Source organism: Phycisphaerales bacterium (assembly GCA_020852515.1).
GTDB lineage: Bacteria > Planctomycetota > Phycisphaerae > Phycisphaerales > UBA5793 > UBA5793.
On sequence record JADZAS010000013.1, the window covers coordinates 466,515 to 480,238 of the forward strand.

Annotated in this window: 13 protein-coding genes and 1 tRNA gene; 3 read left to right on the top strand and 11 right to left on the bottom strand. The window is 64.9% G+C overall.

Features of this window, described 5'->3' with window-relative positions; all coding sequences use genetic code 11:
• Positions 1 to 26: 26 nt before the first annotated feature.
• From IT430_08090 to IT430_08110, 5 genes are all read right to left on the bottom strand, one after another.
• Positions 27 to 1,598 carry a hypothetical protein gene (locus tag IT430_08090; protein ID MCC6907882.1) on the bottom strand — a complete coding sequence of 524 codons (1,572 nt, stop codon included), beginning with the start codon at positions 1,596 to 1,598 and terminating at the stop codon, positions 27 to 29.
• A 12-nt stretch (positions 1,599 to 1,610) separates the two neighbouring features.
• Positions 1,611 to 3,170: a hypothetical protein gene (locus IT430_08095; GenBank protein ID MCC6907883.1), complete on the bottom strand. Its 1,560-nt coding sequence runs from the start codon at positions 3,168 to 3,170 to the stop codon at positions 1,611 to 1,613.
• A 27-nt stretch (positions 3,171 to 3,197) separates the two neighbouring features.
• A complete protein-coding gene (locus IT430_08100; GenBank protein ID MCC6907884.1) occupies positions 3,198 to 4,694 on the bottom strand; it encodes a hypothetical protein in 1,497 nt (498 codons plus the stop codon).
• Positions 4,695 to 4,878: 184 nt separating this feature from the next.
• Positions 4,879 to 6,039, bottom strand: coding sequence for an alpha/beta fold hydrolase (locus tag IT430_08105; protein ID MCC6907885.1), 1,161 nt, complete (start codon positions 6,037 to 6,039; stop codon positions 4,879 to 4,881).
• 50 nt (positions 6,040 to 6,089) lie between these two features.
• Positions 6,090 to 6,848: a zinc ribbon domain-containing protein gene (locus tag IT430_08110; GenBank protein MCC6907886.1), complete on the bottom strand. Its 759-nt coding sequence runs from the start codon at positions 6,846 to 6,848 to the stop codon at positions 6,090 to 6,092.
• 351 nt (positions 6,849 to 7,199) lie between these two features.
• Between IT430_08110 and IT430_08115 the strand changes: the two genes are divergently transcribed.
• Positions 7,200 to 7,904: a hypothetical protein gene (locus tag IT430_08115; protein ID MCC6907887.1), complete on the top strand. Its 705-nt coding sequence runs from the start codon at positions 7,200 to 7,202 to the stop codon at positions 7,902 to 7,904.
• A gap of 294 nt (positions 7,905 to 8,198) precedes the next feature.
• On the opposite strand, the gene IT430_08120 is transcribed toward IT430_08115, so the two are convergent.
• Both IT430_08120 and IT430_08125 read right to left on the bottom strand, forming a co-directional pair.
• Positions 8,199 to 8,828: a hypothetical protein gene (locus tag IT430_08120; GenBank protein MCC6907888.1), complete on the bottom strand. Its 630-nt coding sequence runs from the start codon at positions 8,826 to 8,828 to the stop codon at positions 8,199 to 8,201.
• Between the two features lie 9 nt (positions 8,829 to 8,837).
• Positions 8,838 to 8,924: transfer RNA gene (locus IT430_08125), tRNA-Ser, on the bottom strand.
• A gap of 164 nt (positions 8,925 to 9,088) precedes the next feature.
• Here IT430_08125 and truB point away from each other — a divergent pair.
• Complete coding sequence (gene truB, locus IT430_08130) at positions 9,089 to 9,808, top strand: tRNA pseudouridine(55) synthase TruB (protein ID MCC6907889.1); 720 nt, start codon at positions 9,089 to 9,091, stop codon at positions 9,806 to 9,808.
• Here truB and metG read toward each other — a convergent pair.
• The 4 genes from metG to tsaB all read right to left on the bottom strand — a co-directional run bounded on the left by metG (position 9,801) and on the right by tsaB (position 12,409).
• Positions 9,801 to 10,157, bottom strand: coding sequence for a methionine--tRNA ligase subunit beta (gene metG, locus IT430_08135; GenBank protein ID MCC6907890.1), 357 nt, complete (start codon positions 10,155 to 10,157; stop codon positions 9,801 to 9,803). The two genes, truB and metG, sit on opposite strands and share 8 nt — an antisense overlap.
• 76 nt (positions 10,158 to 10,233) lie before the next feature.
• A complete protein-coding gene (locus IT430_08140) occupies positions 10,234 to 10,683 on the bottom strand; it encodes a hypothetical protein (protein MCC6907891.1) in 450 nt (149 codons plus the stop codon).
• Between the two features lie 93 nt (positions 10,684 to 10,776).
• Positions 10,777 to 11,361, bottom strand: a complete 585-nt coding sequence (locus IT430_08145; GenBank protein ID MCC6907892.1) for a response regulator — start codon at positions 11,359 to 11,361, stop codon at positions 10,777 to 10,779.
• A gap of 355 nt (positions 11,362 to 11,716) precedes the next feature.
• The gene (gene tsaB, locus IT430_08150; protein ID MCC6907893.1) at positions 11,717 to 12,409 is read right to left on the bottom strand and encodes a tRNA (adenosine(37)-N6)-threonylcarbamoyltransferase complex dimerization subunit type 1 TsaB; all 693 of its coding nucleotides are present in this window, start codon (positions 12,407 to 12,409) and stop codon (positions 11,717 to 11,719) included.
• A 209-nt stretch (positions 12,410 to 12,618) separates the two neighbouring features.
• Between tsaB and pdhA the strand changes: the two genes are divergently transcribed.
• Positions 12,619 to 13,719: a pyruvate dehydrogenase (acetyl-transferring) E1 component subunit alpha gene (gene pdhA / locus IT430_08155; GenBank protein MCC6907894.1), complete on the top strand. Its 1,101-nt coding sequence runs from the start codon at positions 12,619 to 12,621 to the stop codon at positions 13,717 to 13,719.
• Positions 13,720 to 13,724 lie beyond the last annotated feature (5 nt).

Consider the following 13,724-nt stretch of genomic DNA (forward strand, 5'->3'; position numbering starts at 1 on the left):
GATTCTCCTGACCTCACACGACACTGCTATTGCACCCGCGCGGCGTTGCTGGCGACACACATCGAGAGATCCACCAACTGAATGAAGCCGCCGCACGCTGCCGGTCCGGCGTTCGTATTGAGCACGCGCGCGCCATGAGGATCGGAGCGGCCGGTCCAGACGATCTGCAACCGATTGGGGTCAAGGTACAGCTGCAGGCCGGCGCAGGGCATCCCGCCGGGAATCGTCTGCAGGCCCGGCGATGGCGAGAAGAGAATCGCCGCGTCGCCACCGGGGCTGGCGTTCGACCACTGCACGCTTGCCGCGCCGCCTCCCGGGCACGAGGCATCCACGGACAACGCAATGCCCGGCACCGTCAACTGGGCGGCGCGGCTGATGATCTGCCCGCACTCGCCCTCGATCACCACGTCATACGCCGCCGCATCGAGCGGCCAGACGCGGCGGATGATGAGTGTGTCCGTCGCGGCGCCGCGGATGTTGCCGCCATCGGTGAGATCGACGCCATCGCGACGCCAGCGGTAGGCGCGCGGCGTCTGTCCCGTGGTCGCGACGGAGAATACTGCCTCGCGTCCGATGGCGATGTCATGGTCCTGCGGATGCTGGCGCACCCACAACAGTGGCTGCATCTCCCAGGTATCGCTGTAATCGGTTCTGCCGGGATTGAGGCCCCCGCCGAAGAGCACGATGCGCTGGCGTGCGGCGTCGTACGCGGCGGCGCTCTCGTGCCGAACGAATGGCCCTTCGCCGGTCCGCGCAACTCGGCGCCACGTCTGGCCGTTCCACTCCCACGTTTCACCGGTCGAGACATCATTGGCAGAGCCGCCGAAGTAGACGGCCACGCCGCGCATTGAGTCGAAGGCGGTGGCTCCGCGCAGCGGCATTTCGGGTCCATCCGCCTCCAGCAGCGTCCACTCCGCGCCATCCCATGACCACGTATCACGAAAATTGTTCGTATCATCTGTGCCACTATGCAACATGCATGCCGCTCGCACAGTGTCGTATACCATCCGGCCGGAATAACGGCCGGGCGGACCGACTTCATTGGCCACGAGCTTCCACGCTGTCCCGTCCCACTCCCACGTATCGCGATAGAGATTTGAACTGCGGCTTCCGCCGAAGAGCACCGTCACACCGCGCCGCGCATCGAAGGCCATGCATGGGTCAACTCGCGGCGACGGGCCCTGCTCGGCGACGAGAGACCACTGGACGCCGTCCCACTCCCACGTGTCACCAAGCGTGCTGCTCCCGGAGCCGCCGAAGATGACCAGCCGATCGCGCCACGAGTCGTAGGCGATTCCGGCCCAGGATCGCGCGGGTGGTCCGCCGTCGGCGAGCATCGTCCACTCGGATCCATCCCACTGCCAGAGATCATCGTGTCGGGTGTTCAGCCAGTTTCCGCCACCGAACATGAGCGTGACGTGCCTCAGGCTGTCGTACGCCATGGCGTGCGACCGCCGCGCCCCGGGCCCGGTCTGGGCGACCTGGCTCCACCCGGCACACTGGCGCGCCAGCGCTGCCTCGCCGGCGCACAGGAGGATCGCGCACAGCGCCATCATCAATGCGAGAGATGCCGGCGGGGGCGCGTGTGATTCCCTCATATCGCATCTCCATCATCGAATGACGGCTGTGTTGCTCGTCACGCAGTAGTCCACATCGACGATCTGTATCGACCCGCCGCACGCCTGCGGGCTGGCTGACACATCAAGAGTCCGGCTGCCGTCGGCATTCGACACGCCGCGCCAGACGATCCGGGCTGACTGGTTCAGCCCGAGCGGCAGCCCGGCGCACGGCATTCCGGGCGGAATGAGCCGGAATCCCTGCGCATTGGCAAACAGCAGCGCCACGTCCCCGGCTGAACTCGCATCGAACCAGTGCACGCGGAGCGGACCGCCCTGCGGACACGTCGCATCTGCAGTTAGTCGCGTGTCGCGCACGACGAGTTGAGCCGCGCCGCTGGCGAGGTCTCCACAGTCGGCGGAGATGACGACGTCATAGCGCCCCGCGTCAAGCGGCCAGACGTGTCGAATCGTGAGCGTGTCGGTTATCGCGCCGCGGATGTTGCCGCCGTCGATCAGGTCGCGACCATCACGGCGCCAGCGGTAACCGCGCGGCGTCTGTCCGCGCGTCTCGACCGAAAACACCGCTGGCTGGCCGAGGCGCAGGATCTGGCTCTCCGGGTTTCGGATGAGGCGCAGCGGACCCTTCATGAGCCACGTGTCGCCATGGAGGATCTGGCCGGGCCTGGTCGAACCGCCGAAGAGCACGACGCACTCGCGCGCCTGGTCGTAGACGAGGGAGGAGAATTCGCGCTGGAGTGGCCCTTGTCCCGTTTCAGAGATGAGTTGCCATTCATAACCGTTCCACGCCCACGCATCACCGACGGACAGACTGTTCACGTATCCGCCGAAATAGATGGGCGCCTGCCGGATGTCGTCGTACGTCAGCGCGCCGCTGATTCCCATTCCCGGCGCGGAGTCCGACAGCAGACGCCACTGCGAGCCGTCCCACGACCACGTTTCATCCATCCAGCCCCAATCCTCGTCAAACCCGCCAAACAGCAGGCACTGCTGTCGCGCGCGGTCGTACGTGAGGCAAGCCTGCGAGCGGGCGGGTGGACCCTCGACGACAACCTGAATCCACGACTCGCCGTCCCAGAGCCACGTGTCTCCACTGGGCCCCGAGCCGCCGTAAAGGACGGTGACACCGCGAGCTTCGTCAAAGGTCATCGCGACGGAATAGCGGCGCCCGGGCCCGACTGAGAACTCATCGGCAACCTGCTCCCAGCTCTGCCCATCCCATTCCCACGTGTCGCCGAAGCGCGCACTGCTGAGTCCGGCGCCGCCGAACACGACGACGCGCGCGCGCCGATCGTCGTAGGCCATTCCGAAACTGCTGCGCGGCGCGGGGCCGCCGGAGGCGACCTGCGTCCACCCGCGGGCGTCCCAAACCCAGGTGTCATCGTACCTGGAGTAGTTCATGTCGGCGCCGCCGAAGAGGACGGTCCGTTGCACCACGGTGTCATAGACCATGCCAAAGGTGCGCCTCGGCACGGGTCCACTCTCGGCCGCGAGCGTCCACTCGACGCAGTGTTGCGCCTGGATGAGCGCGGGACAGCAGACGAGCATCAGCATGCCGAGCAGGAACGTGTACGGGCGCTGCGCTGGATTCATGCCGCTTCTCCCTCTCGGTTCGGGGCCTCACTCCACGCGCGCGACATTGCTCGTGGCGCAGAAGTCGAGATCGAGCAGTTGCAGTCGACCGCCGCATGCACCCAAACCCACCGAGCCGTTGAGCGTTCCGCCACCCTGATTGTCTGACTGACCGCGATAGATGATGCGCAGCCGCTGCGCGCCGAGTTGAAGCACGGTTCCCGCGCACGGCTGACCCGGGGGGATGGTCGTCATGCCGGCTTGCGTCGAAAACAGCAGCACCACGGGGCCGCCGGGTGAGCCGCCGGACCATTCGATGGTCAGCGGTCCTCCTTGCGGGCAGGACGATGCGACGCTCAGCCCCAGCTCGACGACCACCAGCGACGCATCGCGACTGAAAGTCTCGCCGCACGCGCCGCGCACCTGAACGCTGTAGAGACCCTGGTGCTCGATCCGCGCCGGGTCGATCGTAAGTGTGTCCGTCTGCGCTCCGTGGATCGAGCCGCCATCGAACAGCGGCGTGTTGCCGAACCACCACTGATAAGTAAACGGCCCGCCGCCGGCCGGCGTGACGCGAAACTCCGCGCGCCCCTCGCCGCCGACCACGACGTCCTGCGGCGACTGCTGCACCCACAGGCGCGGCGTCTCCGACCAGGTGTCGCTCCAGGTGTCCTGGCCGCGCCGGCCGCCGTATACGACGAGCTGCTGATTCACCGCGTCGTATGTCCCGCTGTGGTACGCGCGGGCACGGGGCCCCTGGGTACCGATGGGAATCCATCGCGAACCTGACCAGCTCCACAGATCAAAGAGGTAGCGCTGCGGATTCCACCCGCCGTGCATGATGATCTGCTGACGCTTGTCGTCGTAGACCATCACCGCGCCCTGGCGCGTCGGAGGCGGCTCGGCGTTGATCTGCTCCCATATCTGCCCGTCCCACTCCCATGTGTCGGCAAAATCGCGGCCGCCGAAGAGCACCGTGCGCTGGAGCAAGGGGTCGTACGCCATCGCGTGCTGCGCGCGCGGCGGCGGCCCACCCAGTGTCACCCGCGTCCACTGCTGCCCGTCGTACTCCCAGGTGTCTTCGTAGTCCGTGCTCAGCGTGCCGCCTCCGAAGAGCACAGTCACTCCTCGCTCCGCGTCGAACGCCATCGCGTGCCGGTATCGGGCTGGCGGCCCGATGACGTTAACTTCGCGCCAGGCGACGCCGTCCCACTCCCACGTATCGCTCTCATACGTGAAGCTCGAACTGCGACCACCGAACATCACCATCACGCCGCGCACCGAGTCATACACCATGGCGTGCTCGGTTCGCGCCTGCGGGCCGCCGGTGGCGACCTGATTCCACCGCTCGCCGTCCCATTCCCAGGTATCGCCAAGGGCGAAGCTGTCCGATGTCTTTCCGCCGTGCAGCACGACCACGCCGCGCTGCGTGTCAAACGCCATCACGGCCGTCCATCGCTGGCCCGGCCCTTCGCGGCTCAATTCGCTCCACTGGCCACATTCCTGCGCCAGGCCGCGCGGCGAAATGGCGGCCGTCAGTATCAATATTGCAATCGATATGGATCGTCTTCGCCCGAGCGTCCGTGGCATGTCACGCTCCGTTTCTCAGGCTGCCGCGCGTGGTGCATTGATCGGAGGCGCGACATCTGCATGATCATACCAGAAGACCGCCCATGACCCGCCGGCCGCAACATGGCGCGTGAAAATCAGGGTTGATTTCTCGCCGGGCCTACCGCTCGCTCATCGCGTTTCGCACGGGAACGTGCAGGCCGAGGACCGCGTTAACGATGGCCTCGGCTTCGTATTCGGCGGTGAAATGCCCGCCGCCTGGCCGCAGATCGACGCGCTGCACGGACTGGCCCGACCAGAGCCCGACCCACCGGTCGAGAGCCGGATACACGCGCTGGCCTTGCGCATCGACGCACCAGTCGATCCCGTCGATGCGCCGGCACTCCAGCGGCGGCGGGCACGTCGGATTTGCATTGGCATTGCAGCGCAGCGCACCGAACCACTTGTCATCCGCGCACATCACGAACGCAACAGGGCGGTCGCTCAACTGCTGCACCGCGAGTTCGACTTCTTCCATGAACGCAGGGTCGAGGCCGATGTAGTGATAGAGCCGATTGGTCGGCTGGATGGCGTCTTCGCTCAGCGGCAGGCCGGTGCTCACGTTGAGAAACGGGCCCCAGTACGCATTGCGCACGGCGAGATACGGCTGAGAGCCGGGCGGGCCGTAGAGACCGGCCACACTCTGCCCCACGCTCTTTGGCAGACTGCCGGTGCGCAGCAACTCCTCGGCGTTGCTCACGTTGTAGTTCACCCAGTCAAAGAGGAAGTGAAAGAGTGGCCGGTCGGATTCGTGCAGCGTCCAGCCCCAGGTGTTGAGCACGACGAGCGAATCAATGCGCTCCGGCGAGACACCGGCCGCGTGCAGCCCGATCGGTCCACCCCAGTCGTGAATGACGAGCGTGACCTCGTTCAGATCGAGCGCCTCTATGAACTGGGCGAGATTCTCCGCCTGCGAACGCGGCGAGTATGGGAATGAATTCGGATCGGGCTTGCTCGACATGCCGAAACCGAGCAGGTCGGGCGCGATGGTGCGATAGCCGTGCGCGCGCAGGCCGGCGATCACCTCGCGATAGAGAAACGACCACGACGGATTGCCGTGCACGAGCAGCACCGTGCCGCGCGGCTCGGGGGTGGCCCGTTCATCGACGTAGTGAATGACGCCGCCGGCGGTCTTGATGCAGTGATGTTCGAAGGGATAGAGGGCGGGATCGACCGCAAAGGGCGGTTCCCAGTTGGGCCCGCAGTCCTGGGCGAGGGCGGAAGACGCGGCGCCAAGGCACATCATCAGCCCGGCCGCAATTGCGAAGTTGGCTCCACGCATGACACTCTCCCGCCCCGGTCGAGTGTAGACGCGGGATTGGAGATGCACTGCTACTCTGCAGTCGGAACAGACGTGCTTGAAGCGGCTCCGACCGGCGCTCCGCACTCCGGACACTGGTTCGATGTGCTGCCGCGCAGGTCGTAGCCGCACTTCTGGCAAGCACCGGCCACGTATGGAGCCAGCAACCGATCGATGAGCCAGCAGGCAATGAGAATAACGAGAGCCGCGCCAAGGGCTGCGCCGATTACCTTGTATGCATACGGCCAGTAGATCGAAAGCTCGTATTGCCTGCCGAGTCTTGCCGGGTGATTGACCGATTGCCGCCAGAACGGGACGCCGAGTGAACCTGGGGGCCACAGTGCGAGCCGGTTGCCGAGCCAGGAGACGGGCGGCGCCTCTGACGCGACATCGGGTCCTCGAAAGCCGAACCACGCCACCTCCGCATCATCGACGATGACCTTCTCGCTGAGCGTCTCGACGATCCTGACTCGGTTGCTGTTGCGCTCAAGTTCCAGGTGCAATGGCCACGCGGCATTTGGTATGCTTCTCGAGGGATTCGCCAGATCCTTGACCGGCGCTGCCTTGACGCTCACATCACGAACAAGGTGCCAGGGCGCTTGCGAGACTTCTTCGCGCAGCTCGGCAACGTAGAGTGTGCCGTCGATCAGCGCCGTAAACCGCGTGGCCGACCACTGCGAATTCGGCTTTGTTTCGACGAACGGCTGCGCGAGCAGCCAGCCGGCCACGCACACGGTGATCAACAGCAGGACATTCCTGCCGATGCGAATCCACTTCCGCGCTCGCGACATCGTCGGTCTCCTTTCGGTCAACCTCTCCGTCTCGGCAGAGCGCTGCAGGCCGCCCGCTGCAGCAGACGCGCGGGCTTGGGAACTATTCGCAAAAAGAAAGCGGAGAGGGCGGGATCGACCGCAAAGGGCGGTTCCCAGTTGGGCCCGCAGTCCTGGGCGAGGGCGGAAGACGCGGCGCCAAGGCACATCATCAGCCCGGCCGCAATTGCAAAGTTGGCTCCACGCATGACACTCTCCCGCCCCGGTCGAGTGTAGACACGGGATTGAAGCAGCGCCAACGAGTCCGCCTTGCTGCGGCAGACAGCCATCGCGGCCATTGTCCAGTATTGCTGCAACGCAGTATGATTGTCCATGGGGCTCGACAGCGTCGAACTCGTGATGGAAGTCGAGGACGAATTCAAGATACGTCTTCCCGATTCTGAGTGTGAAAAAGTCCGCACGGTCGCAGACATCGCCGCGCTGGTGATTTCGAAGCTGCCGAGGTCGGACGGCGTCTGCGCGTCTGCCCGCACCTTCTACAGCCTGCGCCGCCAGATTGCCCGACTCACCAATCTCAGTCGCAGTGACATTCGACCCGGTGTTCAGCTCGCCACCTTGTTCCCACCCGCCAAACGACGGAAACAGTGGGCTGCTCTCCGCGCAGTGGAGCGCAATGTGCCGCACTTGCGAGCGTCGACCCGGGCCGAACGCACGCTCCTCTGGATGACCGGATTTCTTGGTCTGGCGTGGCTCACGTGTTCAGCCCTTGGATGGCTGGCGTATGGATTCTCGAGTGTTGCCGCCTTGTTTTCCGTCGGTGCATTTCTCGCGGGCGCGTGGCTCCTCACGGGCATCAACGCCCGCTTCGCGACGCACTTCCCCGCCGATTGTGTGACGCTCGCCGATCTCGTCCGCTTGACAATGCCGGTGCAGTTCCCCAATGCAGCCGGCGACCAGCTCATCTTTCAACACCGAGTCATGGAAGACGTTCGCCGCCTCACGGCAAACCAACTCGGCCTACCCCTCGATCAGGTTAAGCCCGAATCGCACCTCGTCAACGATCTGGGCATGGACTAAAGCCCAGCATCCGCGCGGACCGCGCTTGTGCAGCAGCACGCGTCGCGCCAACCGCGACCGGGCTTGCCAACTCATGCGTTCGAAAAAAGAAAGCGGAGAGAGCGGGATCGACCGCAAAGGGCGGTTCCCAGTTGGGCCCGCAGTCCTGGGCGAGGGCAGAAGACGCGGCGCCAAGGCACATCATCAGCCCGGCCGCGATTGCGAAGTTGGCTCCACGCATGACACTCTCCCGCCCCGGTCGAGTGTAGTCGCGAATTTGAAGCAGCGCTCCTGCGGACCCGGACCGCCCACTACTCATCGTTCATCCTGCTCCTTCAATGGGAACCACTTCCATTCGCGCGTTTCGATCAGCCGCGATTCCTCACCGTCGTATTCGTGGTTGTAGTGGTGCGAATGTGGCACGGGAACCCGCGGTTCGCCCTCCCTAAAACCAGCCGTGCGCAGAGCGGTGGCAAAGTCGTTGAGCGGACCGTACGCATAGATGAGATCATGCTGGTCGTACACGAGCTGGCTCTTGTTCCCATCGCCGATGATCCACACCTGGTGGCGACCGTCATTCTCAAAGTACTCGCGAAACTCATCCAGCAGTTGAGACACTTCGCCGCGTTCGTGCATCCAGGGCGACTCGTACCGGCCGGCGGCATGTTCGCTGGTTCGCGGCACGGCGAGCACGTAGAGCAACACGAATGGTGCCTCCATCGCCTCCATCAACTGTTTCATCAGGCGAACGTGATCGCCGCTGGGGCCAATGACGAGTCGATCCGGACCTCTCGTCGGCTGGCGCAACCATACGTTCTCGTGTCGATGGCGCACGTCTGCGCCGCTCTGCAGCACCGCGCCGAACTTGAACGGGCGGTCCGGTGGCTCACGCCACTTGCGCGATGCAAGGTGGAACATGCGGCGCCATGAGAAGCGTTCGCTCATGAAAGAAAGCGGAGAGGGCGGGATTCGAACCCGCGGTACGGTTTCCCGCACACACGATTTCCAATCGTGCACCTTCAGCCGCTCGGTCACCTCTCCACGGCTGGACGGACGCGATGAAAACCCCATCGCACCCGCCTCAAAAAGGTCAGGGCCACATGGTAGGCCGTCAGCCCGCTGGCTGCCGTTCGCGGGCCTCGTGCCGCCCGAGCACATGCTGACCTCCGCGCTCTTTGCGACCTTGGCGGCGAATAATCCCCTTCATGGCCGAGCCTGCCGATCAACTCGAACCACTCTGCGGCCTCATCGTCGTCGACAAGCCCTACCGCCTGTCGTCCACCTCGATCGTCCGCGTCGTCAAGCGCCGCGCACGCGGCGTGAAGACCGGCCACGCCGGCACGCTCGATCCGCTGGCCTCGGGCATTCTGATCTGCTGCATCGGCCGGGCCACGCGCTGGGTCGAGCGCCTCATGGCGATGTCCAAGACCTATGAGTGCACGATCGATCTGAGCGCGGTGTCGAGCACGCATGATCTCGAAGGGGTCATCACGCCGCTGGAGAATCTCACGCCGCCGGCGCGCGATGCGATCGAGAGCGTTCTGGCCGAGCGATTTACAGGGACGATCCTGCAGACGCCGCCGATCCACTCGGCGATGCGCATCGGCGGCAAGCGGGCGTACCACCTCGCGCGGCGCGGCCGGGAGGTGACGCTCGAACCGCGCCCGGTCCGCATAGACTCGATCGAAGTGATGTCCTGCGAGTGGCCGCACCTGACGATCCGCACGACCTGCGGCCGGGGCACGTACATCCGCTCGCTGGCGTTCGACATCGGCGCAGCGCTGGGCGTGGGCGGCTATCTGACCGCGCTCCGCCGCACCGCCATCGGTCCGTTCGATGAATCGCGCGCATTCAAACTCGACGATGTGCCGGACCCGATTGAGCAGGAGCACCTGATCGGGTTGGACGAGGCTGGACTCAACTGATCGGCGACCCCGGGGGCACCGGCTTGTCGATGGCCAACAGGATGACCTTTCGCGCTTCTTCGCCGTCGGTGAGGTCGCTGGCGGCGCAGAGCATGCCGTTGCTCACTTCGCCGCGGATCTTGCGCGGCTCAAGGTTGGCGACGATGACGATCTGCTTACCCACAAGCTGTTCCGGCTCGTAATGACCGCGAATGCCGGCGCAGATCTGCCGGCCGGCTTCGCTGCCGTCGTCGAGCTGGAGCACGAGGAGTTTGTCGGCGTTGGGGTGGTGCGCTGCGGCCCTGACGGTCGCGACGCGGAGATCGATCTTCGCGAAGTCGTCGTACTTGATGGGGTCTTTGAACTGCATATCGGCCTCGTGTTGGCGCGTGGTGTCGTTGGTTGGAATCCAGTTTAGCGCCATTGCCTGCGAGGGCGCAGGCGGCCTACGCCGTCAGGCCGCGGCGCTTGAGTTCGCTGGCCATCTTTTCCATGAAGGCGCGATCCTGCTGCGGATCAAACGGCCGCGCGGCGTCCCAGTCGTAGAACCAGATCGGCCGGGTGCGCCATTCGGCCGGCTCATCGGCGTAGCGCGGAAACAGATGCGCGTGCAGCGCCGGCTCGAGGTTTCCGAGGATCTCGTAGTTGATGCGCGCAGCGCCCGTAATGGCCAGCAGCGCTTCGCCGGCTTCGATCATGTCGGAAAGAAATGCACTGCGAGCGGCACCCTTAAGCGCGTTGAGATCGGACACGACCGGGTCGGGCAGCAGCAGGCAGTAGCCCGGCACGACCTGCCGGTCGCCTATGACGATCCAGCCGGAGTGGACGCGGGCGATGACGCGCGGGTTCGTGCCGGCGTTGGCCTGCGCGACGCGCTGGTGGATCAGCGTGGACATGGGCAAGCGTAGGACAACCGACGGCAACGAAGACGCCCAGGCGTCGGAGCCTGGGCGTGGAAGGAGATGAAAACGCGTGGGGAGTCGGGCGCTTCAGACTTCGAGCAGTTCGCCGATGCGCGCGACAAGTTTTTCGATGTTGAACGGCTTCTTGACGAAGTCGTCGGCGCCGGCCTTGAGCAGTTCGTTGATCTCGTCGGGATTGACCACGCCGGACACGATGATGATCTTCGTGTTGGCGAGTTCTTCGTTCTCGCGGATGCGCTTGCACACCACGTTGCCGTTGATGTCCGGCAGCATGTAATCGAGGATGATCAGGTGCGGCCGGAAGGACTCGGTGATCATGCCCGCTTCGTAGCCGGTCTGGGCCGTCTGCACTTCGAAGCGGTCATCGCGCGAGAGCACGTCGACGAAGAGTTCGATGATCTGGTCATCGTCATCGACGACGAGGATGCGCTTCTTGGCGCCTTCGATGAGATCCGGCGGAATGTCGTTCTCGCGCATGAACTTGATGAGTTCGGCGCGGGGGATGCGGCGGAAGCGCGAGCCGGGCACGCGGAAGCCCTGCAGCCGGCCGTTGTCAAAGCAGCGGATGATCGTCTGCTGACTGACCTTGCAGATGGCGGCCGCTTCGCCGGTGGTGAACACCTGCTTTTTGGAGATGTCGCTCACGGTCATCGCCCCCACTCGGCCTTGTGACTCGACTGGCGGTCACGCGCGGCCGTCATTTTGCCCAAACTTCCGATCAGGCCCAAAATGCCTACCTTACCTTCCTGCACCAATCGGCGAAGGGCCGCGGTGGCTTAACTGGTTCATGTCGCGGAAAGGGCGCAAAGCGTGCCGATTTTGCGGGCGGCTGGCGAATATCGCACCCAAGTCGTTGTCAGGACTTGCGTTGCTTCCCCCGTGCGGCAGGAGAGAATCTGCGTGCGCGCAGACCCCGTCTCTGTATCGCTCCGTCGCGTCCGGCGGTTCCGCAAAAGTGTGAGGAACTCGTAAGGTGGACCGGTAATTACCCCGAATGTGCCTCGGTTTACCGCTGTCGCTCCCGCCAGAGCCGAACCGCCTCTGGCTCGCGCGGGTAGATCGGCAGCAGATCGGCCGGAGGCGTGGGCGGATGCGATCGCTCCTGCTTGCGGCCGGCGGTCGAGACGTGTGAGGCGTCGGGCTGCGTGCAAACCAATCTAAGGCCATGAGCAGTGCACACTTGTGCGAGGTCCGCCACGCGATGCGCCGGCTGGTTCACCGCGACGGACCTGATGCCCGACGCGGCCGCCTCCTGCGTAATCTGCTGCAAATCAAGAACTTGTGCCTCGGCGGCGCCGCCGGCGCCGCTGGTGAGGGTCCAATAGCAGCCGCGCTTGCCCCCGAGGCAGATGAGCATGGGCTCGGACATGTCAACCGCCTCACGGATCGCATCGGCCTCGGGAATCGGGAAAAGAGCGCATCCCGTGGCGAACGCCAGCATCTTCGCCGCGGACACGGCAATGCGCAGGCCGGTGAAGCCACCGGGCCCGACGGAAACGTAGATGGTCCGCAAGTCCCGTGGTGTGGCGTTGACGCTCCGGAAGGCCCGGTCGATGGCTGGCATGAGGTCGTCGTCGTGCCGGGCGGCTTTGGAGACGGGCTCGAGGTGCAGCAACGAATCGCCCCGGGCCACGGCGACGGTGGCGTCCGGTCCGCTGGCCTCGATGGCCAGGGAGATGCTGTCGGCGGGCTCGGGCACTGGCCAAGTCTAACCGCAGAGGCTTGCCAAGCGACGACTCCGGCGCAGAGCCCCTGCGATGAGAAATTCGAGGCTCCGGCCCCGGACGGCGCGGACTCATTGCCCTCACGGGCCGATATTCATAGAATCATGTTTCGCTCTTGACGCCCCGGCATAACCTCTGAAGAGAGCGAGGAGGGGCTTGAGGCTCGCGTGAGGACCGCCCTGGCATGACCATGACTGACCCGCAGGCAGTGAGTCAACCCGTGGAGCGCGTAAGCGCCAAGACGCGCCTGAAATGGCTGCGCGACATGATGCTCATCCGCGAGTTTGAACTGCGGACGATGCAGGCGTACCAGGAGGCGAAGATCGGCGGCTTCTGCCACGTCTACATCGGGCAGGAGGCCTGCGCGGTCGGCTGCATCGCCGCGACCAATCCGGATGATCCGGTCATCACCGCCTACCGCGACCACGGCCACGCCCTGGCGCGCGGCATGGAGGCCCGCTACGCCATGGCCGAGATGTTCGGCAAGATCGGCGGATGCGCCAAGGGCAAGGGCGGCTCGATGCACTTCTTTGACAAGCGCACCCACTTCTACGGCGGGCACGCGATCGTCGGCGGACAGACCCCCATCGGCGCCGGCCTCGCGTTCGCCACCCGCTACGAAAACGAAGTGCTCGGTCAGGGCAAGAAGCGCGTCACGCTGTGCTTCCTCGGCGACGGAGCGCTCAACCAGGGCGCGCTGCACGAGGCGATGAACCTCTGCGCCATTCTCGATCTGCCGTGCATCTTCGTCGTCGAAAACAACCGTTATTCAATGGGCACGTCGATCGAGCGCGGCACGTCGATGGCCGACGATCTGTCGACCAAGGCGGCGGCGTACGGCATGCCCTACTTCCAGGCCGACGGCATGGATGTGTGCGCGGTGTACAACGTGATGAAGCGCGTCGTCGATCGCATGCGCAGCGAGCAGCGGCCGGCGTTCGTCGAGATCAGCACCTACCGGTACAAGGGCCACTCCATGTCGGACCCGCAGAAGTACCGCACCAAAGACGAGGTGTCCGAGTACGAAGCGAACGATCCCATCCGCCGGTTGGCCGATGCGTTGATCGAAGCAGGAAGCCTGAACGAAGACGGTTTCAAGGAACTGAACCAAAGCGTGCGCGATGAAGTCCGCGACGCCATCAAGTGGGCGGAGCAGTCGCCTGAACCGGACCCTGCGACGGAGCTGTACAGCGACGTCGTCACCGAGCCGTTCGGCGCGTATGGGCCGACGAGTCTTCCCGAGATGTGCGAGCACGAACCCGGCGAAGCGCCGGAGTCGCCCTAGAGGGC